Genomic DNA, 26,920 nt, shown 5'->3' on the forward strand with positions numbered 1-26,920 from the left:
TACTTTTATCAGACGACTAAGTGAATCCACACAAAAAGCGTTCTTTTGTACTCAAATTGAAATTAAGATTGTTGAGGTAAACATAGCGTTTAATATAAAAGATATTGAAACTAAAATTGTATATTTGCCGACAATAAAAGAAAGGGAAATGCAGAAAATAATTATCGCTATAGACGGATATTCATCCACGGGGAAAAGTAGTACGGCTAAGGTTGTTGCCAAGAAATTAGGGTATGTTTATGTGGATACTGGAGCAATGTACCGAGCTGTAACTTATTTGGCAATGCAAAAAGGATTTGTTGAAAAAAAAACAGTAAAAAACACTGATAAACAGCAAGATGAACAGATAGTTTATCTTAAAGAGCAAGAATTACTGACGGCTTTAAAAAATTCAGATATTAAGTTTAAATATAATCCCGAGTTACAGTTTTCTGAAATCTACTTGAATGATGTTAATATAGAGAAAGAAATTCGATCAATTGAAGTAGCTAATTTGGTGAGTGAAGTAGCAAAAGTAGCGAGTGTACGCGCTTATTTAGTTGATTTACAAAGGAAATTTTCAGAAGAGAAAGGCATTGTAATGGACGGAAGGGACATTGGTTCAGTAGTGTTCCCTAATGCAGAGCTGAAGATTTTCATGACAGCTTCCGAACAAATTCGAGCTGAGCGTCGCTACAAAGAATTGCTAGAAAAAGACGAAGAAGTATCGTTTGAGGAAGTTTTAAAAAACGTTCAATATCGAGATTTTTTAGATACCACACGCAAGGAGTCTCCTTTGTTGAAAGCTAAAGATGCTGTTGAAATCGATAATTCCAATTTGACGTTTGACCAGCAAGTACAGAAAATACTCGACTTAGCAAACCAGCGAATTTCAGACGAAACAGTTTAATTCCTTTAACCAAAAAAATCAAAAGTTTCGTTTTGGAGCATATTCGAATTATTTAAATTAATTATCACTGAATTAATTATTAAATTCGTATTTATTCAAAAAATATAGCAATTTAAAGCTATAAAATCACTTTCTATATAAATGATAAAAGCAACTAATATACATAAAACATACAGCGGTTTAGAAGTACTCAAAGGAGTTGATATTCACGTACATAAGGGAGAAATTGTTTCGATTGTTGGAGCTTCAGGAGCTGGGAAAACTACGCTTTTACATATTTTAGGTACACTTGATTTAGCAAATCAGCAGCAAGATAGTTCATTGGTAATCAATGACGTAAATGTTAATGAACTATCATCGAAGTCCTTGTCGAAATTCCGTAATGAGCATATTGGGTTTATTTTCCAATTTCATCAGCTACTACCCGAATTTACAGCACTTGAAAACGTGTGTATTCCCGCTTTTATTAAAGGAACAGCAAAGAAAGAGGCGGAAAACAGAGCTAAGGAACTGTTATCATTTTTAAATTTATCAGACCGTATTCATCATAAACCCAGTGCTTTATCAGGTGGAGAGCAACAACGTGTTTCGGTAGCAAGAGCTTTGATGAATCATCCAGCAGTAGTACTTGCTGATGAACCCAGTGGCAACTTAGATTCGGAAAGTGCCGAGAATCTGCATCACTTGTTCTTTGAATTGCGAAAAACTTTTAATCAGACTTTTGTGATAGTTACACATAATGAGGATTTAGCGAATATGGCAGACCGAAAATTAACAATGCTTGATGGTAAATTCATATGATAATTAGTGATTTAAAAGATTTTTTAGACGAGAAAGTACTGAAATATAATCGACCAGAATTTGTTGAGACCGATCCCTTACAGATTCCTAAAAGGTATTCCGCTAAGGAAGATGTAGAAATATCAGGTTTTTTAGTTTCGGTTATTGCGTGGGGATTGCGAAAGTCTATTATAAATAACGGATTGAAAATGATGGACTTAATGGGGAATGCACCTTACGATTTTGTGATGTCGCATACTCAAAATGATTTGAAGCGTCTGCAAAATTTTGTCCATAGAACGTTTAACGGACAAGATTTCGAGCAATTTATTATCAGTTTAAAACATATTTATACGCATTATGATGGATTGGAAAACGCTTTGGCTGATAGTGTTGAAAACAACGATTTACAGTTAGGAATTTCAAATTTTAAAAGTTTGTTTTTCAAAGATTTAAAATATAATCGTTCTCTCAAACACTTGCCTGACCCTCGTAAAGGTTCCGTAGCAAAACGTATCAATATGTATCTGCGTTGGATGGTTCGCAATGACAATTCAGGGGTCGATTTGGGTATTTGGAAGCGTATTTCCCCTGCGATGTTATCCTGCCCGTTAGATGTACATTCAGGTAATGTGGCACGTTCTTTGGGGCTGATTACGCGTCCGCAAAATGATATAAAGGCTTTAACGGAATTGAACGGTCATTTACTACGATTCGACCCTAACGATCCCGCTAAATACGACTTTGCTTTGTTTGGATTAGGAATCTTTGAAGGTTTTGCATGATGGTAACTATTTATCTTATGGAAGTCTTATAAAATTTATAAATAATAAATCTTATTGAAGTTTAATTTAAAAAATAATTGTAAAAATGAAAAAAATATTCACTATTTTAGCTTTATTGATGTTTGTGTTGGTAAAAGCACAAACAGGAACGGAAAAAAATACTATTTATCAATTTACTGTTAAAGATATTAGTGGCAAAAAGTTTGATTTTTCGAAACTCAAAGGAAAAAAAATAATGATTGTCAATACAGCTTCCAAATGTGGGCTTACGCCTCAGTATGAGGGATTGGAGGCTTTGTATAAAAAATATAAAGACCAGAATTTTATAATTATTGGATTCCCTGCTAATGATTTCAAATCGCAAGAACCAGGTACAAATTTTGAAATTGCACAGTTTTGTAAAGTGAATTACGGCGTAACTTTTCCTTTGATGGAAAAAATTACAGTAAAAGGAGATGACATTCATCCCATATATCAATTTTTGACTCAAAAGAGTAAAAACGGAGTGCAAGATTCTGAAGTACAATGGAATTTCCAGAAATATTTAATCGGAACAAACGGAAAATTAGAAAAAGTAATTTCACCACGCACCCAACCGGATGATCAGGAGATTATCAATTGGATTGAAAATTAAGTTATTACATAGATGAAATTAGATATATTAGCTTTTGGAGCACATCCCGATGATGTAGAATTAGGTTGCTCAGGAACGATTGCTAAAGAAGTGTCTCTTGGTCGGAAAGTAGGAATTGTAGACCTTACACAAGGTGAGTTAGGTACACGTGGTAACGCGCAAATCCGTAAGCAAGAGGCTAGGGAAGGAGCAAGGATTTTAGGAGTGGAGATACGTGAAAATTTAAAATTTGCTGATGGATTTTTTGTTAATGATCAAGCTCATCAGTTGGAAGTTATCAAAATGTTGCGTAAATATCGTCCTGAAATTGTACTTTGTAATGCTATTGATGACCGGCATATAGACCATGGCAGAGGTAGCAAATTGGTAAGTGATGCTTGTTTTTTGAGTGGGCTTCGGAAGATAGAAACTGTACACGAGGGAGTTACGCAAGAAGCATGGAGACCCAAGGTTGTTTATCATTATATTCAATGGAAAAATATTGAACCAGATTTTGTAGTTGACATTTCAGGGTTTATGGATAAAAAATTAGCATCGGTTTTGGCATATAAAACTCAATTCTATGATGCAAATAACAATGAACCTAATACCCCGATTTCTGATAAAAACTTTTTGGATAGCGTAACCTATCGAGCCAGAGATTTAGGTCGGTTGATTAGTGTGGATTTTGCTGAGGGATTTACAATGGAACGCGTGGTAGCTGTAAATACGTTATATGATTTAAAATAAAAATAGAAATAAAAATGAAACTTATTTTATTGACAATAGGAATTTTAGCACTTTGTATAGCAGGAATAGCTATCAAAATATGGGCAAAAAAAGGTGGAAAATTTTCAGGTACGTGTGCCAGTCAAAATCCGCATTTAAACAAAACGGGAGAACCTTGTGGTTTCTGCGGAAAGATGCCTGAGCAACAAGAATGTGGTAAGGAGTAAATTCTCGAAAATTAGGATATTCACAAAATGCGAAAATTAGCAAATAGCGAATTGATTCGATTGGATGTTGATGCGTTTAAAAAAGCTCCAAAAACTCCATTAATAGTTATTTTGGATAACGTTCGGAGTCTAAATAACATAGGTTCTGTTTTTAGAACAGCAGATGCTTTTTTGGTCGAAAAAATATACCTTTGTGGCATCACGGCAACTCCTCCAAATAAAGAAATTCACAAAACAGCATTGGGAGCTACAGAAAGCGTCTGTTGGGAATATGCCGAAGATACACTTTCAGTAGTGAATAGTTTAAAGACTCAAAATGTGAAAGTTATCAGTATTGAACAAACTGAAAATGCTGTAATGCTCAATGAGTTTCAGCCTCAAAAGGAACAAAAATACGCTTTAATCTTTGGAAATGAAGTCAAAGGAGTGGAGCAAAAAGTGGTTTCGGCTTCTGATAGGGTCATTGAAATTCCTCAATATGGAACGAAGCATTCACTCAATATCTCAGTAAGTGCAGGAATTGTAATTTGGGATTTATGGCAGAAGATTTATGGTAATTAAATTTATCAAAAAACAAATGAATCGACAAAATGATATATACATTTTTTGAAGAGATTAATCATTTATCTATAAGAATAAAATGTAACGATACGGCTAAAATGCCGTGTTTTTTATTCCAAGTTTATGTATTAAGATTTAATCAATCGTTTTGAGAAGTTTGTATACTTATTGAGCTGAGGTAGCCGAATGAATCAATTTGTCATTTGCCAATTAATACGTACCTTTGCGGTCTAAATATACGAACAATGACACATTTACGATATGTACGAAAATATTTTTTTAAATACCGATACCATCTGATTTTAGGGATATTCATCACGATTTTAGCACGTATTTTTTCGCTATTTATGCCTGAATATGTTCAAAATTCGATTATAGCCATTGAGGAATATGCTAAATCATCGGATAAAAATGGAAACATTGTTCAACTTTTGATACAATATGCTTTAATAATTATCGGAGCAACTATAATTTCGGCTATTCTTACGTTTTTTATGCGTCAATTAATCATAAATGTATCTCGATATATTGAATTTGATCTAAAAAATGATATTTTTGTTAAATATGAAGAGCTTTCATTGAGTTTTTACAAAAGAAATCGTACAGGTGATTTGATGAATCGCATCAGTGAGGATGTAAGTAAGGTACGCATGTATGTTGGTCCAGCTATCATGTACAGTGTTCAAACCATTACTTTATTTGCATGTGTTATTCCGTTGATGCTTTACACTTCGGTGGAATTGACGCTTTATACTTTAATTCCTTTACCGATTCTTTCAGCTTTGATTTATGTGATGAGTAGGAAAATAAACCGCGAAACTTTGGTTGTTCAGCAGTTTCTTTCCGATTTATCAACATTTTCGCAGGAATCTTTTTCAGGAATAAACGTCATTAAGGCCTACAATAATGAGCCTTTGGTTAATCAGCAACTTTCCGACCTAGCGGAACGAGGACGTCAGAAGAATATCAAATTAGCTAAAATTCAAGCTATTTTCTTTCCTACTATGATTCTAATGATCGGGTTGAGTTTGATTTTTGTGATTTTTATGGGAGGTCGGTTGTACTACTTAGGAGAGATTACCTCTATTGGAGTGATAGCCAAATTTAGTATTTATGTGATGATGCTCACGTGGCCAGTAGCTACGGTAGGGTGGGTAAGTTCGATAGTTCAACAAGCCGAAGCGTCGCAAAAACGAATTAATGAATTTTTGGCAGAAATTCCTGATATTCGTAATCATAATCCTAATATTGAAAAAATTAATGGGAATATTCGCTTTGAAAATGTGAGCTTTACATATGCAGATACAGGTATTGAAGCGTTGAAAAATGTATCATTTGATATTCCTAAAGGACAAACTGTAGCTATTATTGGAAAAACAGGTAGTGGGAAAACTACAATCATCGATCTAATTGCTCGGATGTATGATGTGTCGAAAGGAGAAATTTATATAGATAATAAGCCTATTAGAGAGGTAAATTTGCACAGTTTGCGAGAAGCCATTGCTGTGGTGCCACAAGAATCATTTCTGTTTTCCGATACCATAAAAAATAATTTGTTATTTGCTAATAAACAAGCAACTGATACTCAAATCGTAAAAGCCACTCAAGAAGCAGTCGTACACGATAATATAATGGATTTTACCCATCAGTATGATTCTATTTTGGGTGAGCGTGGTGTTTCGCTTAGTGGGGGACAAAAACAACGGATTTCCATTGCACGAGCTTTACTTAAAGATGCAGAAATTTATTTATTAGATGATTCACTTTCAGCTGTGGACACAGAAACGGAGGAAAAAATATTACAGAATTTACACGACACATTAAAAAACAAAACAGTGGTTATTGTCAGCCATCGAGTATCGGTGGCTAAAAATGCAGATAAAATTTTTATGCTCAATGAAGGAGAATTGGTAGAAAGTGGTACGCACGAATCCTTGTTGCAACAAAATGGATTCTACAAGGCGTTTTATGATTCTCAAGTGTGATTTTGATATTTCCGGATTTATTGCTACCTTGCGACGTTGTTTTTCTCAAATGATTCTATGAAAAAAATATTATTAGCCAGTACATCAACTATTTATGGAGGTACCTACTTGTCATATTTGCAGGAAGAGTTAGCCGTTTTTTTTGCAAATGTTGATGAAATTTTGTTTGTACCCTACGCACAGCCTAGTGGTGTGTCATATGATGAATATACGCAAATTGCTCAAAAAGGATTTGAGAGTATAGGTAAGAAAATTGTGGGATTGCATACTTTTGAAAATCCCAAAGAAGCAATTCATCAAGCTAAAGCCATTTTCACAGGCGGAGGCAACACTTTCCTATTAGTTACTCGGCTTTATCAGTTTGATTTGATGGGAACGCTAAGAGAGGTTATTGAAAGCGGAATACCCTACTTTGGTACCAGTGCCGGTAGTAATATTGCAGGACTAACGATGCAAACAACCAATGATATGCCTATAATTTATCCCCCAAGTTTTGATACTTTGGGAGTAGTACCTTTTAATTTGAATCCACATTATCTTGATCCTGATCCCGACAGTAAACACAAGGGTGAAACTCGGGAAACACGGATTAAAGAATTTCATAAGCTTAATGATACTCCTGTGGTTGGGTTGCGTGAAGGTAGCAGTATTCTTTTCGAAAGTAATAGATTTATTTTAAAAGGGACATTAACTGCTCGTATATTTCTTAAGGACAAAGAGCCTTTTGAAGCTACTAATGAGGATTTTTCATCATTATTTAAGCAAATGGATAGATAATTTCAGAATTTTCAGTTTACGAGAATGCTCAGTATCAGTAAATTGATTTTATGTTTTGAATCCATTGTAAGTCAAAAAGTTGCATTATAAGATTATGTTTCAACCACTAAATGAGAAATAATATAACCATGACAATAATCCTAAGTCACCAAGATATAGAAAACAAAATTCGGCGTATTGCATATCAAATTTACGAAAAACACTTAAATGAATCGGAAATCATTTTAGCAGGAATTGAAGGTAATGGATATCTGTTTGCTGAGAAATTAAACGCTTATCTTTCAGAAATATGTTCGTTGAAAGTAGCGCTTTGCAAAGTGAAAATGAATAAACGAAATCCTTTGGAAGGAATTTCAACGTCTATAGATTCAGAGGATTATAAAAATAAATCGGTAGTACTGGTCGATGATGTACTGAACTCTGGTCTGACTTTGATTTACGGAGTTAAACATTTTTTAGAAGTTCCGCTAAAACGACTTACTACCGCTGTTTTGGTCAATCGTAATCATAAAAATTTCCCTATTAAGGCGGATTTTAAGGGTATTTCCCTATCCACCAGTTTGCAAGAGCATATTTCTGTGGATTTTACAGAAGGGAATTATGTTGCTTGTTTGAACTAGTTTAGTAGCTACAGAAGAGATTGGAAGAGCTTCATTTTTAGGGTGATGTTGTACAAATTATTTCATCCGTGTAGGGAAGTAAAGCGTTTTCTTTTATAAGTTTGCGATAAGCTTAGTTATAGAAAAATCAAATTTTTATATCACAATGCCAAATTGACATATAGGACGTCATTGGCATACTTTTTTATATATGATGGAGTAGTAAAATTAAATGAATAGATAATGAGTACAGAAAAACACGTTCAAGAAGAGCCTTTATCAAACGAAGAAGTTAAAAATGAAGGTATTACGAATGAAGCAATAGAGAATATAGAAGATAAAAGTTCCATTGAAGAAGAGTTAGCAAAGGAAAAAGATAAATTTTTGCGTTTATTTGCTGAGTTTGAGAATTATAAAAAACGTACAACTCGAGAGCGTGTTGAGTTATTCAAAACCGCAGGACAAGACATTTTGTCATCGATGTTGCCTGTGATTGATGATTTTGACAGGGCGTTGGTTGAAATTTCAAAATCAGAGGATAAAAACATGTTGAAAGGAGTGGAGCTTATTTATAATAAATTTATAAACACCTTAAAATCAAAAGGTTTAGAAAAGGTAGAGGTTGCTCCTAATGATGTTTTTGATAGCGAAATTCACGATGCCATTACGCAAATTCCAGCTTTGACCGAAGATATGAAAGGGAAAATTATTGATGTGGTTGAAAAAGGATATAAATTGGGAGATAAAATTATAAGATACCCGAAAGTAGTTGTAGGACAATAACTTATCATTAAATGAAAAAAGATTACTACGAAATATTAGAAGTTGAAAAAACGGCAAATGCCGCTGAAATAAAGAAAGCATACCGCAAACAAGCCTTGAAGTATCATCCGGATAAAAATCCTGGAGACAAGGATGCAGAAGAGAAATTCAAGTTAGCAGCGGAGGCATATGAAGTGTTGAGTGATGATACCAAAAGAGCTCAGTACGACCGTTTTGGACACGCTGCTTTTGAAGGAGCAGGAGGTGGATATCATTCCTCAATGGAGGATATTTTCAGCCATTTCGGGGATATTTTCGGAGGTCATTTTTCTGGATTTTCTGGTTTTGGTGGATTTGGAGGTGGAAGTCAAACGCGTTTGCGAGGTGAAAACTTGCGAGTTCGTTTGAAAGTTACCTTAGAAGATATCGTTAAGGGAGCTGAGAAAAAAATTAAAGTTAAAAGAAAAGTGAAGGCTGAGGGAGTTACCTATAAAACTTGTCCCTCTTGTAATGGTTCAGGTCAAGTAGTTCGCCAAATGCAAACCATGCTTGGAATGATGCAAACCTCAGCACCATGTTCGTCATGTCAAGGAAGTGGTCAGATTATTGAAAATCGACCTCCTGAATCTGATAGTCAAGGGCTTAAAATATTTGAAGAAACTATTAGTGTGAAAATTCCTGCAGGTGTAATGGATGGTGTTCAGCTTAAAGTCAGTGGCAAAGGAAATGAAGCGATGGGGAAAAATAGTATTGCAGGGGATTTATTAGTACTGATTGAAGAACAAGAACATGAGACCCTCAAACGAGAAGGTGAAAACTTACATTACGACCTATATATCAGCTTCCCAGAAGCTGTTTTAGGAGCTTCAAAGGAAATTGAAACGGTCACAGGAAAAGTGCGATTTAAGCTGGATGAAGGAGTGCAATCTGGAAAGATATTGCGATTGAAAGGCAAAGGGGTTCCCAGTCTAAATGGTTATGGGACAGGTGATTTGATTATTCACGTGAATGTTTGGACACCTAAAAATTTGACTGAAAAACAAAAAGAATTTTTTAGAGAAATGCGAGATAATGAAAATTTCACACCAAAAGTAGAAAAAACGGATAAATCGTTTTTTGAAAAAGTGAAAGATATGTTTTCATAGAGAGATTGATTATGTTGTTTTATTAGGCTTCGACTATATTCGTTTTAAAAGCGATGTAGTCGAAGTTTCTTTTTTTTGAATAGCGAATCAACCTTTTGATTTACTTATATATCTTGTCTAAAAACAAGTACATTTGGTTAATGTTTATTAATCCTATATAACAAATTGAATAAAACGATGGGATATGCAATAAATGTTAAATAAATACAAAAAACAATATTTTTGAATAGTAATTTATTTTAGTTTACTATCTTTATCCGTCAGATAATTAGTATGACCAAAAAGGATATATTTGTTGAATTAAAAAAACGTATGAAAAAAGTTTTATTTGTAATGATAACCTTGTTTACAGGGATGTTATCAGCTCAATCCACCGAAGTAAAAGGAACTGTGTATAGCGTTCAAGATAACAAAGGGATTGCTAACGTACATGTGTTGAATTTGAATAACGTTAAAGGTACTACTACCAATGAGCAGGGTGATTTTTCTATAAAGGCAGCTGTTAACGATACCTTGTATTTATCTTTTTTAGGGTATAAATCTATTAAAGTTTTGGTAACCAATGATATGATTCGCTTTCCTGATACTAAAATAGGGATGACTGAGTTGGCGTACGCTTTGGAAGAAGTGGTTATAACTCCTTATAAATTAACAGGTTATTTAGATATTGATGCTAAAAATGCGCCTGTTAATGAGAATAAAAGGTATAGTATTTCAGGATTGGAGATTGGATATGAGAGTAGAGCCAATGCAAGTATGGTTGGTCGTATATTGAGTTCTGTGATGAATCCTGCTGATATGCTGTATAGGTTGTTTAGTTCTAAAGGTCAAGAAGTTAGGAAGTTACAGAAATTGAAGGATGATAACAAGTTGAGTGATGCACTTTCGCAACGTTACGATCGAGAAACTTTACTCGAATTACTACAAGTTGATAGAGCTGAATTAGAGAATATTATACGTTCGTGTAATTACTCTAATGAGTTTATTATGTCAGCCAATGACCTACAAATTTTGGATGCAATTAGCAATTGCTATGAAGAGTATCGTGTTTTGAACAGAAAGAAAAAATAGTTTTTGCAATTATAATTTAGTTTGCAAAAGAAATCTTTTATAAACTGTGTTGCAATTCCGTTTAGTTTCGAGTTGATTTTATTGAAGAGGTACATACTCCATAAAATAAAAAAGTGTGTTGGTATAAGTGGGGTAAAAAGTAATAAAAGTAGCTCAAAATGTTATCTTTTCAGTTATTAACAGTTCATTGTTGAAAAAAAATAACGAAATGAAGTGAAAAAAATAAAAATAAAACAGATTGAAAGAATCACATGTTTTCTTTTTGTTTAACAAATAAATGATATTAGAAATTGTTATTTAAAAGATAAAGGTGTCCTTTATTAACAAAAACGTTCAGAAAAACATTTTGTTATAAAATACAAAGGCTTTGTTTTTTTTCTATTGATGGACAAAAGTCATTTGCATATTTCGATTAAAAAGCTATCTTTGTAGTGTTCGGATGGCAAATTTGAATTTTTAGAGAGTATAAATATGATAAAGAAATGGACGTTGACAATAGTATGTTTACTGTTGGGAGTTGTTGCTTATGGGCAATACGAAGTGAGAGGGGAAGTAGTCGATGCTAAGACTAAGAAGCCGTTGGTGGGAGCTAACGTGATTGTGCGAGGTAAACTTGTAGGTACAGCGACAGATATCAAAGGAGAGTTTATTTTACCAGTTTCTTCAAAGTCAGGAGAATTGGTGATCTCTTATATGGGGTATATTTCCAGAAGATCTTCGTATCGAATTTTGACTAATAAAAGAGGAAAGGTAAAGGTAGCACTACAATGGGACGAGAAAGGACAGACCTTAGCTGGGGTTATGGTTTCTGCACACTATAATATGTTTGATATTGCTGAAGAAAGGAAAACTCCAACTGCAGCGACTACTATTGATAGAATTGAAATCAAACGCCGTTTAGGAAACCGTGATTTTCCGGAGCTTCTTCGGCGAGTTCCATCAACGTATACAGTAAGAGAGGGAGGTTATGGAGATTCAAGTGTTAATATTCGAGGTTTCTCTAACGAAAACATCGCGGTAATGATTAATGGAATGCCTGTCAATGACATGGAGAATGGGCGTGTGTATTGGAGTAACTGGACAGGATTGTCCGACGTAACCACGGCTATGCAAGTACAACGAGGTCTTGGTGCATCCAAATTAGCCATACCTTCAGTGGGAGGAACCGTTAACATTGTGATGCGTTCTGCTTTCATGAAGCAGGGAGGAATGGTCAATGCCTATGTAGCAAATGGAGGTGAGTACAAAACTTCGGTGACGTACAATACAGGAAAAAACGAAAAAGGATTTTCATCTTCTTTCCTTTTTGGAAATGTAGGAGGCTCTAAATATGTAGATGGGACACAATTTAAGGGATACAATTATTTTTTAGCATTGGGGTATAACCCAGTAGAAAAACACGAATTCCAATTAATGCTTACAGGATCGCCTTTACAACATGATCAGAGTTCGTCATTAGTTTCCATTGCAGATGCCTTGAAATATAGTACAAATGGAAAACCAAATCGAAGATACAATGCAGATTGGGGATATTTGGATGGTAAGGAATTTAGTATCCGGAAAAATGTTTTCCACAAGCCTGTGTTCAGCTTAAATTGGGATTGGAAAGCAACAGATAGAGCCGAGGTCAATACTACTGCTTATGCTTCTTTTGGTCGTGGTTATGGAACAAGCGATTATGGGGCAAGTAGAGGATTGAAAATCAATTCATTCCGAGATTTAGAGACAGGATTATACGACTTTGATAGAATTGTTCGAAACAATCAAGAGGCTACATCTCCAGATGATGTGTTGCTTCGTTATGCAAGGGTAAATTCACACGATTGGTTTGGAATTTTAACCAATTATAAACAAAAAATTTGGGATACAGTTACCTTGGATGTTGGGTTTGATGGTAGATACTATCAGGGATATCACTATGGAATTGTTGAGAATTTCTTAGGAGCAAAGAGTATTCGTGATAATTCAAACAAAAATATAGGTGAGAATAACGTCTCTGCAGTCGTAAATAATTCAAGTATTTACAATGTTTTTAATAGTATTGATCCGGTACAGAATTCAATCATATACAACAACATAGGTAGAGTCTATTGGTTAGGAGTTTTCGGGCAATTTGAGTATGCAGAGGATGATATTTGTATGTTCGTCCAAGGTTCCATTTCTGAAAAAGGGTATCAACGCGTAGATAACTTTATGAAGGAAGGTACACATGTTCCTGGAACAACTATCGAGATGCCACGAACTACCGATTACGAAAGAATGTTGGGATTCAATGGAAAGGCAGGAATCAACAAAAATATTGACGAACGTCATAACGTGTTTGTAAACATAGGCTTCTACAGCCGACAACCTATTTTTGATGCAGTATATCGAGGTGATTTGAACTATGCAAGTCCAGACAATGTGAATGAAAAAGTTTTGGGTATTGAATTAGGATATGGCTACAAAACTGATTTTTTTAATGCTAAAGCAAATTTTTACCGAACTACTTGGACAGATCGATTCCTACGACGCGTGAACCTAAGAGATGTTGATATAAATCAGACGTCTTATTTTGCGGATATTTCTAATTTGAGTGAGGTTCATCAAGGAATTGAGTTAGAAGCTTCCTATATTGTGAATGAATATCTGAAAGTACGTGGCATGTTATCAGTTGGTGATTGGTTCTATAATGGAAATGCAGATGCAAAAACTTTTCGAACTGAAGACAGTCAGCCTTACATTTTGACAAATTCAATATCTGATAGAACTTCTCTATTGTTGGACAAATCAAAAATTGGAGGAACAGCTCAAACTACATTCGTACTCGGAGCAGAAGTTACCCCTATTGATAGGATTATAGTTAATCTGGATTGGCGATATGTGGATCGTTTGTATTCCAATATTGATATATATGCCTTTACGGATAGAAGTTTGGCAGAAAAAGGAGCTCTCCGTTTGCCTAGTTATAATTTGGTTGATTTTGGAGTTTCGTACAGGTTGCCATTATTTAAAAGTCATGTTATGAATTTTAGATTCAATGTTGATAATATATTTGATGCAACTTATATTACCGAGTCAAGCGATAGCGTTCACGCAACTGAACATAGTCAAGTTTATAAAGGAATTGATGTAAAAAACCGAGTTCGCTTTGGTTTCGGTCGAACTTGGAACTTCTCAATGCGATATTCGTTCTAAGAGGGTATGGAGATATAAAAAAGAGAGAGGCTGTCCGACTTTTCGGATAGCTTCTTTTCTTTTTTAGACACTTTTGTACAAATATCTCGAATGATTATTGTGATATAACATATGAATATTTGTGTTTTTCAGACAAACTTGAAACTCGGTAAAATGCCAAAAATTGGATTTTGTATAAAAAGTTCGATTGCGATGACACAAAAATTTGTGGCTTACAGGCTATTTTTGAAGAAAAGTAGTTTTTTTTGCAGAATTTATCTTCGTTTTTAAAGGATTACAGACTTTAAATCGTGGGTACACACAGACGGTCGGAGGTAAGGAAATCAAATAAGTTGAATTTGGCAAGGCAAACAAAAATCTAAATAGACTATATTAGATTTGGGAGTATCTAATTTTTAGTTAATTTAACAAGAAATAAGATTAAAAAGTATGTTTACAAGGTAAAATTTTGCCCTAATTCTAAAAATAGGAGGGTTGTACCTTGTTTGGGGCAGAGGGAAGTCGTATTTTTATACTTCAAAGTTGTTCCGAAGCATCTCAAACAGTAAAAATCGAACAGTAGGGATAAAAACTGATAGATTTTTTACATATGCTACATTCAACTCGAAGAAGAGGAACAGACTATTTTCCTTTATTTTTTAACTTTTCAGATAAATCTGTAACCCAAATGTCCGTCAACATAAACTCTAATTGTTTGTCATTTTTTGATTTTACAAGATTATGAATATCAGTATTTTCCATTACGTAATATGCCAATACACTTATTTTTTCGTCATCTAAGCCAAGGTCTTTTTTCAAAAACCTATTCATATTATCAATAATGTAGTTAGCCACAGCTAAATTTGTCTCATTTTTTAAAGCTTGTTTGTAATATTTTCTTTTCCCTGAAATGGCATTCAATATAGCTAAAATATTAATGGGAGGGAATCCTGAACCTGCCCAAAAATTGTTATTAGCATAGCTACGTTTCTCTTCTAAAGTTCGTTTTTTGGGCGTATATCCTAAAAAATCTTTTGCTGTAACAGTTGTTTCTTTAACTTCAACCCCTTCTAATTCAACAACTTGCTCTTTCAGTTCTATAATAAGTAACTCGTTTTCTAAATCTTCCTTATTAACACTTCGATATAAGTCTTTTTTACCCACATGGGTAAATTTAAGTACGTTCCCTACTTCTCCATGAATTAAAAATAATCCTTCAGTATCCGTAGTTACAAATTTTTTCTTATCGACATTTTGGATATGCACCCCCGGTAAAGGTTGGTTATTATGAATAACTTTACCTTTGATAACAAGATCATTTTGAGCTATTAAAGGTAAGCTAACACAAAAACACAACCACAAAAAAAAATTATTCACTTTCATTGTTCGCTTCTTGTTGTATTTGTAGCCATGAATCTATCAACATAAATTGTAAAGTCTTCGATTCTTTATTTTGCGTTACTCGATGATATTCTGGATTTTCCATTAAATAATACGCTAAATAACGTATTTCTTCTTCATCTAAATTAAGTTCTTTTTTGAGAAATTCACTCATATTATCAATGATATAGTTTGCTACTTTTAAATTTTGTTCATTCATCAGTACCTTACGCAACATCTTGGTTCGACCCGAAATTTTGTTAAGTAAGGCAATAAAACCAAATCCTCCTGCTCTACTGGTGTAAAGTTGTTTTTCATTATAAGTACGTTGAGTCGGAGTATGTTGCAAAATACCTAAGCTTTGAGCAGTAATATCAGGAGCTTTCTGAACCTCAACACCTTCCAATTCGTGAATGAGAGTACGCATTTTGATAACTACAACTGTACCGAAATCCGTCGCTTTCAGCAGACGATGTGTAGTCTGTAAACTTACATGGGTGAATTGCAAAGCATTACTTTCCGATGCAGATATGGTAAAATAACCTTCCTTATCAGTCGTTGTAAACTTTTCATTATGAAGATTTTGCACATGAACATCAGATACAGGAATGGAATCATTCATCACAATACGTCCTTGAAATATATCTTTATTCTGAGCGAAAAGTTGTACAAAAGACAAGATAAAAATAAGTATATAAAGTTTACGCATAATGTATTAAAATAATAAGCAAAACTCAGTGAAGGATTATTAATTTTACAAAGATAACTTAAGTAAAAACTATTTTTGTTTAACATTTATTGTTTTTTCCTCAATTCAATTACGGTAATTTCTGGCCAAATTCCTACACGTCCTGGAAATGCGTGATAACCAAATCCACGATTAACATTCAGTTTTTTTCCTGCCTCCTCATACATTCCTGCCCAATATTTGTAAGTCCATTTTGAAGGACTCCATTTCACAAGTCCCTCTATTTCAATACCTACTTGCATTCCGTGCGTATGTCCGCTGAGTGTTAATTGAATATTTTTGTCTTCAGGTAACACTTCGTACTCCCAATGCGTTGGGTCGTGACTTAAAAGAATCTTAAAATCTTCATCTGAAACGTTTTGCATTGCTTTTTCCAAATCGCCATACTTTGAAAATCGTCCGTACCCCCAATTTTCAACTCCCAAAATGGCAATCCTTTCTCCATTTTTTTCAATATAACGATGGTCGTTCAAAATCAAATCGAATCCCATTTCACGTTGTATTTCTTTTAAATCTTCAAGGTTTTTTGCCTTTGCTTCGGGAGTTTCCCAAGAGGAATAATCTCCATAATCGTGATTTCCTAAAACAGAAAAGACACCATCTTTAGCCTTTAATTGCTTCAAAATATCTTTCCAAGGAAGCAACTCACTAGCCAAATTATTTACAATATCACCTGTAATCATAATGGCATCACTCTGTTGTTGGTTAATCAAATCTATTCCGTATTGTATTTTCGATTTGTTATCAAGACTTCCTGCGTGAATGTCAGATATTTGAGTTATCCGATACCCATCAAAAGCCTCTGGCAAATCGTCAAAATAAAGTGTGTATTTCCAAATTTTGTAATTATATTTTCCTTTTGTAACTCCGTAAACCACTGATAAAAAAGGAACTGAAGCCACTCCCAACGCCAACAAACTGACAAATTTCCTTCTTGATGGAATTGATTTATCACCCGCTGATTTATACCGAAATATCGCAACACCAATCCGTTGTATATCTTCCAAAAATAAAATAAAAGATGACACAACAAGTATGATAAACCAAGTAATTAACGCCCCCATTGAGTACTGCTGAAAGATAGTCCATACGGCTTTGGTACGAAAGAGCCACTGCAAAACTACATTTACAATAACCAAAACAGAAATCGCTCCAAAAACATACCTACCCTTTTGAGAAATTTTCAGCGTTTTCAGAGCTTGATTAGCATAACGTGCCAATAAAAGATAAACAACTATAAATAAAATGAGTATTATGTACATATTTTCAAATAAAATTCTTCTCCAATTTCGTGAGAAGTACAAAAATCATTCCTAAAATTTTCAATTTTCACCTTATACAAATTATTTTTGATAATATCTAACCCAATCAACATACATACGGATTGGTTTTTCAAAATCAGGGACATCTCCGACCCAAGAGCCTCCTAACTGCATATCAATCAACAAATAAAAAGGTTTTCCGAAAGGAAATTGTTCTGGATTTCCTTCAATACGGGGATATGAAAACGTAAATTGGTCATTGACGTAAAAACGCAATTCGTTAGGCTGAATTTCTACTGCATAAGTGTTGTAATCGTCTGGTTTTATGGGAAAAGTAGTGTAATGTTTAGGATTTTCTTTATTCGTTTGTGTGTATTGCGTATGTACGGTTTGATATACAAAATTATCAAAATTCAATCGTTCCAAAATATCAATTTCACCACCATAAGGCCATTTTCCTACCTTTGGAAGCATCCAAATTGCTGGCCAAGAGCCTTGTGTAGCTTCAAGTTTACAACGAATTTCTACCTTTCCGTATTCAAAATATTTCCCGTTTTTGGTAAAAACACCTCCTGTTACAAATTTAGAAGAATCATCTGGAGCGATGTCGTTTTTCTTCCCAATGAGTATCAGATTTCCATTTTTTATTTCAAAAAGTGATTCGTCCAAACTCATTGTGTTATTCCAATCAGATTTACCACGCGGAATTTTTGACCAAACGCCTGTGGAAAAAATATCATCTCTTTCAAAATCATCTTCCCAAACCAATCGCCATTTCTTTTCTTTTTTGCTACCAACTTCAAAAGAAGTTTTACAGCTCACCATCAGGGATACAGAACAAAGGAGCATCAAAATTTTTCTCATTTTCAAATAATTTTAGTTGAAGAATTTCCTTTCAAATAAATAACTGAAAATAAATTATTTAAAAGTAAAAAATATAAGGTTTTACTTGTAATTGTGTAAAACTTTCAGAAAAATAAACACAGAAGTTTACTTCAAGGCGTTCATAATAGTTTTTATCTGTTCGATTCCTGAAATTGGACGCACCGATTCATCTAAAAAACTTGCCGTATTGAAAGAAAAAGGCATTTCGTTAGCTGACTTCTCAAAAACGGTGCCTGAAAAATGTACTTCGTTAAATCCTGCTTCTTTAATCTTTAAAATTGTTTGTGGATTAATTCCTCCTCCTGGCATAATGGTAATCTTTCCTTCAGCCTGTTGATTAAGTTTTTTAAGTATGTCCAACCCTTCCACTGCTGATTTTTTTCCTCCTGAAGTTAAAATCCGTTTTACTCCCAAAGTTTTTAATAGATGTAAGGCTTCTTCTGGATTAGGAACGCAGTCAAAAGCTCGGTGATAGATGAAATCAATATCTCCCGCCGCCTCAATCAATTGTTGTGTACGCTCTTTATCTATGGTGTTGTCTGTATTTAAAACTCCTGTAACCACACCTTTACAGCCCAATTCTCTACAAAAAGTAATATCACGGAGCATCACATCAAATTCCTCATCTGTATAGGTAAAATTTCCACTTCTTGGACGAATTAACACACAATTTTCGATAGAAAGTTCGTCCATAACTTTTTTAATAAGCCCATAACTTGGAGTAACTCCTCCTACTCCTAATTCACTACACAATTCAATGCGATTTGCTCCTGCCAATTGAGCGTTCCTTGCTGATTCAAAGGAACTTGCACATATTTCGTAAATCATATCTTTTATTTTAAAATTTTTGCTATTCGTTCTAATGTTTGTGGTTCAGTACACAGAGACAAAAATGCTTCACGTTCCAAATCTAACAAATATTGTTCCGAAACGAGAGTAGGTTCGGAAAGATCACCTCCTGACATTACATATGCCAATTTATCGGCTATTCTTTTGTCATAATCGGTTATATATTTTCCTTCTCGCATCGAATCCGTACCTACCAGGAAAGCTCCCAATGATTGTCTTCCAAACACTTTAATATCGTCACGTTCAATAGGACGAGTGTATCCTGCTTCAGCAAGTAACAGAGCATGTTTTTTAGCTTCGGCAATAAGTCGTAAACGATTAACCACTACTATATCCTTCCCTTTTTGCAAAATATCCCAATCAAAGGCCTCATAAGCTGATTTTGAAACTTTTGCCATTGCGATAGTCTGAAAATAATCCTGCAAACGATTCAATATCACATCTCCTTTTCGTAAACCATCTGAAGCCCTGACTGTCAATTCTTTAGAACCTCCTCCACCTGGAATTAACCCTATTCCAAACTCTACCAAACCAATGTAGGTTTCTGCAGCAACAACCACCTTATCGGTATGTAGACTCAACTCACAACCTCCCCCTAAGGTCATCCCATGGATTGCAGCTACCGTAGGAATTGACGAATAACGGAGTCGCATCATTGTATTTTGGAAATAGGCTATTGTTTGGTTCAATTTTTCGTATTCTTTTGCTGTAGCCATTGCATAGATCATCGCAATATTCGCTCCTACGGAAAAGTTTTCTGCTTGATTTCCAATAACTATTCCTTGGAATTTCTCTTCAGCAAAATCAATCGCTCGATGGATTCCCTCCAAAATTCCTCCACCAATGGTATTCATTTTAGAATGAAATTCTAAATTCAAAATACCATCACCCAAATTAATGATACTCGCTTCATCATTTTTCCAAAGGGTTTCCGAACGAAAATTATCAAGGATGATAAATCCTTCTTGTCCTACTTTTTTTCGATATTTCTTTGTTTTTATATCGTAAAAATATGTTGCCTCCTTAGTTAGCTTGTAGAATGATAGCTGATTGTTACGCAACATATCCTGAATCCAATCGGCTGTTTCATAACCCATTGATTGCATCAACTCAATTCCTTTGGCAAGTCCAATAGCATCCCAAATTTCAAAAGGTGCTATTTGCCAACCAAAACCTGCTCTAACAGCATCATCAATCTGATAAAGCGTATCTGAAATCTCTGGAATACGATTTTGGATGTAGGCAAACAATGCCGCAAAAGTCCGTTTATAGAACAACGACACATTATCATCCCCCTGAATTAGGAGTAAAAAACGGTCTTTCAGCTCCTCTTTTTTAACTTCATTCAACAACGGAAATACAACTTGCTGACAAGGAACATACTCCATAGCACGTAAATCCAACTCAAAAATTTCTTTATCTATTTTTTTGTAGAACCCTTGTCCTGATTTAGCTCCTAACCAATTGTTTTTTAACATGTTCAACACATAATCAGGAATTTGAAATAGGTGTTTATCTTGATTGTCTGTGGAGTTCTTTTCAACTCCTTTTGCTACATGTACCAAGGTATCTAACCCTACAACATCAGCTGTTCGAAAAGTTGCTGATTTCGGACGTCCAATAATAGTTCCCGTCAAAGCATCAATTTCCGAAATTTTTAAATTTAACCATTTGATCTGATGCAAAGTATGCATCATAACAAAAATACCGATTCTATTACCTATGAACGCAGGTGTATTTTTAGCTAAAACAGGCGTCTTTCCTAAAAATTTATCAGAATAAAAAAACAAAAAATCAACCACATCCGACTGACAATCAGCGCTTGGGATGATTTCTAACAACTGTAAGTAGCGAGGTGGATTGAAAAAATGCGTAATTGCGAAATGTTTACGAAAATCCTCACTACGCCCCTCACTTAAAAAATGGACAGGCAATCCTGAAGTATTTGAAGTAATGAGTGTTCCCTGTTTTCGATATTGCTCCAGTTTTTCAAAGACTGATTTTTTGATTTCCAAATTCTCGGTCACAGCCTCAATAATCCAATCAACATCAGCTATTTTAGGTAAATCATCAGCTAAATTTCCGATTTCTATACGTTTAGCAAACTGTGGATGATATATGGGGGAAGGATTTGATTTTAGAATTTTTTCCAGATTTTCACTCGTTATTCGGTTTCTCACCACTTTGTCGGACAATGAAAATCCTTTTTTTTGTTCTATATGGTTGAGTTGTGTTGGTACAATGTCCAATAGCAAAACTTTTACACCAATATTCGCGAAATGACATGCAATGCTACTACCCATCACTCCTGAACCAATAACCGCTATTTTTTTTATTCGTCGCATAACCCTAAATACGTATGGGAATACCTATTATTTCTGATTTTCAAATCTCTTTTCCCGCTATATACATACACTTTTTACCTGAAAAAACATTTATATACGAAGATAATTGAGACCTCTCTTTCATTCCCCATATGCTTAAAAAGCTTTAAATCTTATTGAATTAAATAAGGAAGCTATCGTTTTTTAAGTTCCATACAAGTGACAAATGTAATGATTTTTCGTATGTCAAACAATGCGTAAATCGACAAACTAAGAAAATTTTACAATTTTAATAATCTGCTTAGAGTTGTAATTTTCTTTGATTCAGCGAGTTTATGAAGTATTTTTAAGAAAGCAATCGCTGTTAGGAAAGCATCACCAGCTGCGTTATGTCGATCGTGAGTGGTTATGTTCAACTCTTGACAAACTTCATCCAAGCTATAATTTTTATCATTTTTAAGAAGATAATTGATTACTTTGGTCTTTTTAAATAGATAGTTTGTGTCGATAAACTCATTTTTGAGAGTTGGTAGTTGATGTCGTTCGAGAGCTGTATTAATCATTTTAATGTCATATCCTACATGGTGTCCTACTAAAACGGCATCTTTAGCATAGTCTGAAAAAATGGTGACAGCCATTTTTTCTGGAACTTTGTTGTACTTATGCTCCTTGATAATTCCATGAATAGGAATACTTTCGGGGTTTGATTTTTCTTGTTGCAGAAAAATTTCGAAACTTTCTTTCACGTACATTTGATTATCCAAAATCGTGATTGCTCCAATAGATAAAATTCTATCCGTTGCGAAATTAAACCCCGTAGTTTCAGTATCGAACACCACAAATTTCACTTTATTGAGAGGTAAATCATCTTTTTGTCTTTTCGAAAATATATTGAATATTGACATTTTATGTTTTGTCTTTGATTGTTTTAGCCTTTTTGTTAGACTACCGAAAATTACTCTTAAATTCACTTAACAAATGAGAATGGTTATAAATACTCTAAATATCTTGATTGTATTCATTTTAGAAGAAATTTCACCAATTCATTAGGATTAAAGTGAGAATATCATACGATTTTTGTCAAAAACACAAAAAAAAGTGAATGTTCTAACTTTTCTTATTTCCAAAAGACAAAAACTCTACTAACTGTTTAACCGCTTTTCCTCGGTGACTAATACCATTCTTTTCAGAAGCTGATAACTCTGCAAAAGTCTGATCATAGCCTTCTGGTTTAAAAATAGGGTCATAACCGAAACCATTCGTCCCCTTTGGTATTTGGGTAATTTCTCCTTCGGCAATGCCAATAAAAGTGTGTACTTCAGTTCCTATACACAAGGCTATCACCGTTTTAAACCTTGCTTTTCGGTTAGTTTGTCCTTGCATATTTTTCAACAAAAGAGCTATATTATCAGTGTCACTCCTATGGTTTCCAGCGTATCGAGCTGAAAAAACACCTGGTTGATTGTCTAATGTAACCACTTCTAACCCTGAATCATCTGCAAAAACGTCATATCCATAGTGCTTTTTGATATATTGAGCTTTTAATACTGCATTTCCTTCGATGGTGCTTTCGGTTTCTTCGATATCATCATCAAAATTGATATCTTTTAAACTTAAAACCTGTATACTATCAGGCATCAAAGCTTGAATTTCGTTGAGTTTATTGAGGTTATTGGTTGCAAAAACAATTTTTAACATATTTCAATCCATTAAATAAAAAAAACGTAAAACAGTCAATAGTGAATATAATTAGAAAAGAGGCACACTATTTTAGTTGCCTCTTTTCAATCTTAACATCATGAAAACAACTATCTATTCTTCTGTTGATTCCTCTTCTTTAGATTGTGCATTTTGCAAAGTTCTGAGTTCTCGCAATTTTGCTTTCCATGTTTCAAGAGTTTCCTTTTGGTGATTAATGTTTCTGATTACATCACGAACCAACGGATTTTTATCATCTACATTACTGAAAAATTGAAGATTATTCTCTAATTGAAGCACTTCAGCCTTGATTTCGTCAATTTTTCGACGGACAAACATCATTTCATTGGTTAATAAATCCTCATTATCATCGTTTGCTAAACGTTCTAATTTGTTATTGTATTTAATCAACTCAATCTCTTGTTTGTCGAAATCTAACTTTTTGTAGAAGGAATCAATGATTTTATGGAACTTCAAATCAATACCTTTTTTAGCGTGTGGCACTTTCCCAAAGCTATCCCATTGCTCCACAAAACCTTGTAAAGTTTCAAGTTCTTTTTCTCGATTATCTCCCAGTTGGTATTCTTTTATCTTATCCAAGAACTCTTTTTTCTTTTCTAAAGCTTCAAACTCTTTGTTTTGATTGTTTCTTACAGCTTTATGATATTGATCAAAATAGTCGTTACATGCTTTTCGAAATTCTTTCCAAATTTTATCCGTATTCTTTTTCGGAACGTTACCTATAGCTTTCCAATCCTCTTGGATTTTCTTCATAACTGGCGTTACGGCTTCCCAATCTTGACTGTCTTTGTTGTTTTTTGCTATTTCCAATAAGGCTAATTTTTTCTCAAGGTTTTCTTGTTGTTCTTTTTTGAGATTTTTATAGTAACTATTTTTCTTACGGTTAAATTCACGAACTACCTCCTTGAACTTATGCCATATTTCCTCGGTAAGCGTGTTAGGGACTCTACCTGTGTTTAAGAATTGCTCTCGCAAATTCTCAACCTCTTTAATACCTTTTTGCCAAGCTCCGTGGGTGGTAATTTTACGTTCTGCAACAGTTTTGAGTTTCTCTATTATTTCGTTTTTCTTGACGGCATTAGCCTCATACATTTTGTCTAAATTGTCGAAATAGTACTGCCTTTTTTCATGAACAGCTTTGGTGGCATTACTAAATCGATGCCAAATTTCCTCTCGGTATTCACGAGCCACAGGGCCAATATCCTCTTTCCACACTTTATGTAACAACTGTAGCTCATGAAAAGCTTTTATTGGATCCACATCACTTTCAGCTAAAGCTTCCGCCTTTTCTACAATTTTCTGCTTTTCTTCTAAATTACGTTTAAAATCAATATCACGCAAATCACGGCTTAAATCTATAAAATCATAGAAATTCTCAACATGATGATAATAATTATTCCACAAATCATTGTACTCGGAATGAGAAACAGCCCCTGCCTTACGCCAACGATCTTGAAGTTGTTGAAAATGCTTGAAAGTAGTGTTGATATTCTCTTCTACGTTGATTAGGTTCTTTATTTCTTCAATAATTTCACGACGTTTTATTAGATTTTCCTGATGAACAACCTCTAAATCCTTATAATACTGATTTCTCTTGTCGCGATATTCGTTGATGAGAGTATAAAACTCCCGATGTAGCGGATGTTCATATTTAAAATCGTATTCCTCGCCTCCGTCAGCAACGTATTCCTCTTTCTTCTCCTCCAGTAACTCCTCATATTTTTTATCAAATTCATTTTTGATAGCATCGACATGTTTTTTAATTGCCTGTACCTTTTCAGTATGAAGCAATTTTTTAAACTCTTGTTTTAGAGCATCTAACGACATTGCCTCATAATGGAGCATGGGAATCTCATGCCGCTTCTTATTGTCTAAATCCTCGGCATCTTCGGCATTCTCTCGGTTGATTTCATTTAATATATGTTGCGTTGCATCACTGTTGTGAGTGACATTAACCTCTTGATTAGTACTATGAGGTGTTTTCGTTACATCTGGCAGTTGTTCATTGTTAAGTTCTGACATAAGCTAATGATTTATGTTACTATTTTCACAATTTTTACGTAAACTCGCTACTAAGGTACAATAAAATATTTAATAAATAGCTGATTTTTAGTTATTTTTTCATTTTTCAGTATAAAAACTATTTCAAAAAACTGAAAATCAACAATATAAATAGTTTCATTTTTTTTAAGATTTTGCTAACTTTTTATACACACGGTAGCCATATATAGCAATCACTACAAAGCAGACAAATGGCAATATGAACGAAAAGTTTATTGCTGGTAACGATCCTACATTTCCTAAATCAATAATCGCTCCTTGTAAAGGAGGCATCAAAGCACCTCCTACAATCGCCATTACTAAACCAGCGGCTCCCATTGTTGCGTCTTTTCCGGTGTTCTCCAAAGCAATTCCATAGATAGTAGGAAACATCAATGACATAAATCCAGAGGTTAAAATCAAGCAATAGAGTCCGAACATTCCTCCAACAAAAATGACCATAGATGTGGTCAACATCCCTCCGATAGCAAAGATTGTAAGCAATACACTTGGTTTAACATATTTCATCAAAAAAGTGGTTACAAAACGGCTTGACAGAAAAATCACCATAGCTAATATGTTGTAATTCTGTGCCGTGGATTTGTTAATTCCAATGCTTTCAGCATATTGAATGATGAACGTCCAACACATAATTTGAACAGCAACATAGAAACCTTGCGCAATCACACCTTCGCAATACGCCACATTTTTTGACAATCGCTTAAACGACCCCATTACATCTAATCTATTGTCATTCTGCGTTTTAGGCATTTTCGATAAGGCGATGATAATAAAGAATAGCAATACTACAAAGCCTAATATAATATATGGTTTACTGATAACTCCTAAATCCTGAGTTCGTATGATTGCTTTTTCAGAAGCAGAAAGCGTCTCGAAAACTATATTTCCCGCAACGTCTCTTTTATCTGATTCTAAATGAGAAAGAACAAAATTCGAAGCAACAAACATTCCTAATAGTGACCCAACAGGGTTGAATGCTTGAGCTAAATTTAGGCGACGCGTAGCCGTGGTTTCGCTCCCCATCGAAAGAATGTACGGATTTGCTGTGGTTTCTAAAAAAGCTAAGCCAAAAGTTAGTATATAAAGCGAAATTAAAAAATAATTAAATTGCTCATATTTTGCAGCGGGATAAAACAATAACGCTCCTACGGTATACAAAATCAGCCCTAATAATATACCTTTTTTATAGCTGAACCTACTTGCAAAAATAGCTGCAGGAATCGCCATCGTTCCATACCCTCCGTAGAAGGCAAATTGAACCAAAGCAGCTTCTCTATTGGGAATTTCCATTACAGTTTTAAACGCTGCTACCATCGGATTGGTAATATCGTTAGCGAACCCCCATAAAGCAAAAAGACTGGTAATGATAATGAATGGTACTACGTAATGTGAAGGAACAATTTTTTCTTTTTTCATTGCAAAGAATAGTTTTGGTTGTGTTTATTTATAAAATATCATCAGCTACAAAGATAAGAAAAATATATAAAAAAACATGCTTTTTTAACTTTTTTTTGAAGATGTTTCGAATCTTCTCGTAAGAAAAGAAAGTATATCGAAGCTACAGCCTTAACGAAATTTGAAGCATGTTATACAAATACATGATTATCAATATT

The 26,920-nt window shown here is 34.3% G+C and carries 24 protein-coding genes; 14 read left to right on the plus strand and 10 right to left on the minus strand.

Going from position 1 to position 26,920, the window contains the following annotated elements; all coding sequences use genetic code 11:
- Window positions 1-148 precede the first annotated feature (148 nt).
- From cmk to CCAND38_RS00595, 14 genes are all read left to right on the plus strand, one after another.
- Window positions 149-889: a (d)CMP kinase gene (gene cmk, locus CCAND38_RS00530; protein ID WP_042343025.1), complete on the plus strand. Its 741-nt coding sequence runs from the start codon at window positions 149-151 to the stop codon at window positions 887-889.
- 141 nt (window positions 890-1,030) lie between these two features.
- On the plus strand, window positions 1,031-1,690 hold the full coding sequence (locus CCAND38_RS00535) for an ABC transporter ATP-binding protein (protein ID WP_042008007.1): 660 nt from the start codon (window positions 1,031-1,033) through the stop codon (window positions 1,688-1,690).
- Complete coding sequence (locus tag CCAND38_RS00540; protein ID WP_042008005.1) at window positions 1,687-2,454, plus strand: TIGR02757 family protein; 768 nt, start codon at window positions 1,687-1,689, stop codon at window positions 2,452-2,454. Before CCAND38_RS00535 ends, CCAND38_RS00540 begins: the two co-directional genes overlap by 4 nt.
- A gap of 85 nt (window positions 2,455-2,539) precedes the next feature.
- Complete coding sequence (locus CCAND38_RS00545) at window positions 2,540-3,088, plus strand: glutathione peroxidase (protein ID WP_042008003.1); 549 nt, start codon at window positions 2,540-2,542, stop codon at window positions 3,086-3,088.
- Between the two features lie 12 nt (window positions 3,089-3,100).
- Window positions 3,101-3,817 carry a bacillithiol biosynthesis deacetylase BshB1 gene (gene bshB1, locus CCAND38_RS00550; protein ID WP_042342954.1) on the plus strand — a complete coding sequence of 239 codons (717 nt, stop codon included), beginning with the start codon at window positions 3,101-3,103 and terminating at the stop codon, window positions 3,815-3,817.
- A 14-nt stretch (window positions 3,818-3,831) separates the two neighbouring features.
- Window positions 3,832-4,023, plus strand: a complete 192-nt coding sequence (locus CCAND38_RS00555; RefSeq protein WP_042007999.1) for a hypothetical protein — start codon at window positions 3,832-3,834, stop codon at window positions 4,021-4,023.
- A gap of 27 nt (window positions 4,024-4,050) precedes the next feature.
- On the plus strand, window positions 4,051-4,584 hold the full coding sequence (locus CCAND38_RS00560; protein ID WP_042342956.1) for an RNA methyltransferase: 534 nt from the start codon (window positions 4,051-4,053) through the stop codon (window positions 4,582-4,584).
- A 245-nt stretch (window positions 4,585-4,829) separates the two neighbouring features.
- A complete protein-coding gene (locus CCAND38_RS00565) occupies window positions 4,830-6,569 on the plus strand; it encodes an ABC transporter ATP-binding protein (RefSeq protein WP_042342958.1) in 1,740 nt (579 codons plus the stop codon).
- A 57-nt stretch (window positions 6,570-6,626) separates the two neighbouring features.
- Complete coding sequence (pepE, locus tag CCAND38_RS00570) at window positions 6,627-7,346, plus strand: dipeptidase PepE (RefSeq protein ID WP_042007993.1); 720 nt, start codon at window positions 6,627-6,629, stop codon at window positions 7,344-7,346.
- A 128-nt stretch (window positions 7,347-7,474) separates the two neighbouring features.
- Window positions 7,475-7,966: a phosphoribosyltransferase family protein gene (locus CCAND38_RS00575; RefSeq protein ID WP_042008100.1), complete on the plus strand. Its 492-nt coding sequence runs from the start codon at window positions 7,475-7,477 to the stop codon at window positions 7,964-7,966.
- Between the two features lie 222 nt (window positions 7,967-8,188).
- Window positions 8,189-8,728 (plus strand): nucleotide exchange factor GrpE, encoded by a 540-nt coding sequence (locus CCAND38_RS00580; RefSeq protein ID WP_042007991.1) that lies wholly within the window; start codon window positions 8,189-8,191, stop codon window positions 8,726-8,728.
- 11 nt (window positions 8,729-8,739) lie between these two features.
- Window positions 8,740-9,852 (plus strand): molecular chaperone DnaJ, encoded by a 1,113-nt coding sequence (dnaJ, locus tag CCAND38_RS00585; RefSeq protein ID WP_042007989.1) that lies wholly within the window; start codon window positions 8,740-8,742, stop codon window positions 9,850-9,852.
- Window positions 9,853-10,164: 312 nt separating this feature from the next.
- A complete protein-coding gene (locus CCAND38_RS00590; RefSeq protein WP_042008098.1) occupies window positions 10,165-10,923 on the plus strand; it encodes a carboxypeptidase-like regulatory domain-containing protein in 759 nt (252 codons plus the stop codon).
- Window positions 10,924-11,394: 471 nt separating this feature from the next.
- On the plus strand, window positions 11,395-14,100 hold the full coding sequence (locus CCAND38_RS00595; protein ID WP_052458044.1) for a TonB-dependent receptor: 2,706 nt from the start codon (window positions 11,395-11,397) through the stop codon (window positions 14,098-14,100).
- A 621-nt stretch (window positions 14,101-14,721) separates the two neighbouring features.
- Here the strand turns inward: CCAND38_RS00595 and CCAND38_RS00600 are convergent.
- The 10 genes from CCAND38_RS00600 to fucP form a co-directional block, all read right to left on the minus strand.
- Window positions 14,722-15,462: a carboxypeptidase-like regulatory domain-containing protein gene (locus CCAND38_RS00600; RefSeq protein ID WP_052458046.1), complete on the minus strand. Its 741-nt coding sequence runs from the start codon at window positions 15,460-15,462 to the stop codon at window positions 14,722-14,724.
- On the minus strand, window positions 15,449-16,168 hold the full coding sequence (locus CCAND38_RS00605) for a hypothetical protein (RefSeq protein WP_042342960.1): 720 nt from the start codon (window positions 16,166-16,168) through the stop codon (window positions 15,449-15,451). The genes CCAND38_RS00600 and CCAND38_RS00605 overlap by 14 nt, the downstream gene beginning before the upstream one ends.
- Window positions 16,169-16,254: 86 nt before the next feature.
- Window positions 16,255-17,469 carry a metallophosphoesterase gene (locus CCAND38_RS00610; protein ID WP_042342963.1) on the minus strand — a complete coding sequence of 405 codons (1,215 nt, stop codon included), beginning with the start codon at window positions 17,467-17,469 and terminating at the stop codon, window positions 16,255-16,257.
- Window positions 17,470-17,550: 81 nt separating this feature from the next.
- Window positions 17,551-18,333, minus strand: a complete 783-nt coding sequence (locus CCAND38_RS00615; protein WP_042342965.1) for a glycoside hydrolase family 16 protein — start codon at window positions 18,331-18,333, stop codon at window positions 17,551-17,553.
- A gap of 126 nt (window positions 18,334-18,459) precedes the next feature.
- Window positions 18,460-19,182, minus strand: coding sequence for a copper homeostasis protein CutC (locus CCAND38_RS00620; protein WP_042342966.1), 723 nt, complete (start codon window positions 19,180-19,182; stop codon window positions 18,460-18,462).
- A 5-nt stretch (window positions 19,183-19,187) separates the two neighbouring features.
- Window positions 19,188-21,548, minus strand: coding sequence for a 3-hydroxyacyl-CoA dehydrogenase/enoyl-CoA hydratase family protein (locus tag CCAND38_RS00625; RefSeq protein WP_042342968.1), 2,361 nt, complete (start codon window positions 21,546-21,548; stop codon window positions 19,188-19,190).
- A 260-nt stretch (window positions 21,549-21,808) separates the two neighbouring features.
- Entirely contained in the window at window positions 21,809-22,432 is a 624-nt protein-coding gene (locus CCAND38_RS00630) for a 3'-5' exonuclease (protein WP_042008091.1), read from the minus strand.
- A gap of 202 nt (window positions 22,433-22,634) precedes the next feature.
- The gene (locus CCAND38_RS00635) at window positions 22,635-23,225 is read right to left on the minus strand and encodes a non-canonical purine NTP diphosphatase (protein ID WP_042007976.1); all 591 of its coding nucleotides are present in this window, start codon (window positions 23,223-23,225) and stop codon (window positions 22,635-22,637) included.
- A gap of 114 nt (window positions 23,226-23,339) precedes the next feature.
- Window positions 23,340-25,091 carry a DUF349 domain-containing protein gene (locus CCAND38_RS00640; protein WP_156129742.1) on the minus strand — a complete coding sequence of 584 codons (1,752 nt, stop codon included), beginning with the start codon at window positions 25,089-25,091 and terminating at the stop codon, window positions 23,340-23,342.
- A 342-nt stretch (window positions 25,092-25,433) separates the two neighbouring features.
- On the minus strand, window positions 25,434-26,723 hold the full coding sequence (fucP, locus tag CCAND38_RS00645; protein ID WP_042342970.1) for an L-fucose:H+ symporter permease: 1,290 nt from the start codon (window positions 26,721-26,723) through the stop codon (window positions 25,434-25,436).
- Window positions 26,724-26,920 lie beyond the last annotated feature (197 nt).

This window comes from Capnocytophaga canis (assembly GCF_000827555.1).
Classification (GTDB): domain Bacteria; phylum Bacteroidota; class Bacteroidia; order Flavobacteriales; family Flavobacteriaceae; genus Capnocytophaga; species Capnocytophaga canis.

What these genes read in the sequence shown, in the direction of transcription:
- cmk (WP_042343025.1), top strand. Translation starts at nt 149, where the DNA reads ATGCAGAAAATAATTATCGCTATAGACGGATATTCATCCACGGGGAAA.
- CCAND38_RS00535 (WP_042008007.1), top strand. Translation starts at nt 1,031, where the DNA reads ATGATAAAAGCAACTAATATACATAAAACATACAGCGGTTTAGAAGTA.
- CCAND38_RS00540 (WP_042008005.1), top strand. Translation starts at nt 1,687, where the DNA reads ATGATAATTAGTGATTTAAAAGATTTTTTAGACGAGAAAGTACTGAAA.
- CCAND38_RS00545 (WP_042008003.1), top strand. Translation starts at nt 2,540, where the DNA reads ATGAAAAAAATATTCACTATTTTAGCTTTATTGATGTTTGTGTTGGTA.
- bshB1 (WP_042342954.1), top strand. Translation starts at nt 3,101, where the DNA reads ATGAAATTAGATATATTAGCTTTTGGAGCACATCCCGATGATGTAGAA.
- CCAND38_RS00555 (WP_042007999.1), top strand. Translation starts at nt 3,832, where the DNA reads ATGAAACTTATTTTATTGACAATAGGAATTTTAGCACTTTGTATAGCA.
- CCAND38_RS00560 (WP_042342956.1), top strand. Translation starts at nt 4,051, where the DNA reads ATGCGAAAATTAGCAAATAGCGAATTGATTCGATTGGATGTTGATGCG.
- CCAND38_RS00565 (WP_042342958.1), top strand. Translation starts at nt 4,830, where the DNA reads ATGACACATTTACGATATGTACGAAAATATTTTTTTAAATACCGATAC.
- pepE (WP_042007993.1), top strand. Translation starts at nt 6,627, where the DNA reads ATGAAAAAAATATTATTAGCCAGTACATCAACTATTTATGGAGGTACC.
- CCAND38_RS00575 (WP_042008100.1), top strand. Translation starts at nt 7,475, where the DNA reads ATGACAATAATCCTAAGTCACCAAGATATAGAAAACAAAATTCGGCGT.
- CCAND38_RS00580 (WP_042007991.1), top strand. Translation starts at nt 8,189, where the DNA reads ATGAGTACAGAAAAACACGTTCAAGAAGAGCCTTTATCAAACGAAGAA.
- dnaJ (WP_042007989.1), top strand. Translation starts at nt 8,740, where the DNA reads ATGAAAAAAGATTACTACGAAATATTAGAAGTTGAAAAAACGGCAAAT.
- CCAND38_RS00590 (WP_042008098.1), top strand. Translation starts at nt 10,165, where the DNA reads ATGAAAAAAGTTTTATTTGTAATGATAACCTTGTTTACAGGGATGTTA.
- CCAND38_RS00595 (WP_052458044.1), top strand. Translation starts at nt 11,395, where the DNA reads ATGATAAAGAAATGGACGTTGACAATAGTATGTTTACTGTTGGGAGTT.
- CCAND38_RS00600 (WP_052458046.1), bottom strand. Translation starts at nt 15,462, where the DNA reads ATGAAAGTGAATAATTTTTTTTTGTGGTTGTGTTTTTGTGTTAGCTTA.
- CCAND38_RS00605 (WP_042342960.1), bottom strand. Translation starts at nt 16,168, where the DNA reads ATGCGTAAACTTTATATACTTATTTTTATCTTGTCTTTTGTACAACTT.
- CCAND38_RS00610 (WP_042342963.1), bottom strand. Translation starts at nt 17,469, where the DNA reads ATGTACATAATACTCATTTTATTTATAGTTGTTTATCTTTTATTGGCA.
- CCAND38_RS00615 (WP_042342965.1), bottom strand. Translation starts at nt 18,333, where the DNA reads ATGAGAAAAATTTTGATGCTCCTTTGTTCTGTATCCCTGATGGTGAGC.
- CCAND38_RS00620 (WP_042342966.1), bottom strand. Translation starts at nt 19,182, where the DNA reads ATGATTTACGAAATATGTGCAAGTTCCTTTGAATCAGCAAGGAACGCT.
- CCAND38_RS00625 (WP_042342968.1), bottom strand. Translation starts at nt 21,548, where the DNA reads ATGCGACGAATAAAAAAAATAGCGGTTATTGGTTCAGGAGTGATGGGT.
- CCAND38_RS00630 (WP_042008091.1), bottom strand. Translation starts at nt 22,432, where the DNA reads ATGTCAATATTCAATATATTTTCGAAAAGACAAAAAGATGATTTACCT.
- CCAND38_RS00635 (WP_042007976.1), bottom strand. Translation starts at nt 23,225, where the DNA reads ATGTTAAAAATTGTTTTTGCAACCAATAACCTCAATAAACTCAACGAA.
- CCAND38_RS00640 (WP_156129742.1), bottom strand. Translation starts at nt 25,091, where the DNA reads ATGCTCCATTATGAGGCAATGTCGTTAGATGCTCTAAAACAAGAGTTT.
- fucP (WP_042342970.1), bottom strand. Translation starts at nt 26,723, where the DNA reads ATGAAAAAAGAAAAAATTGTTCCTTCACATTACGTAGTACCATTCATT.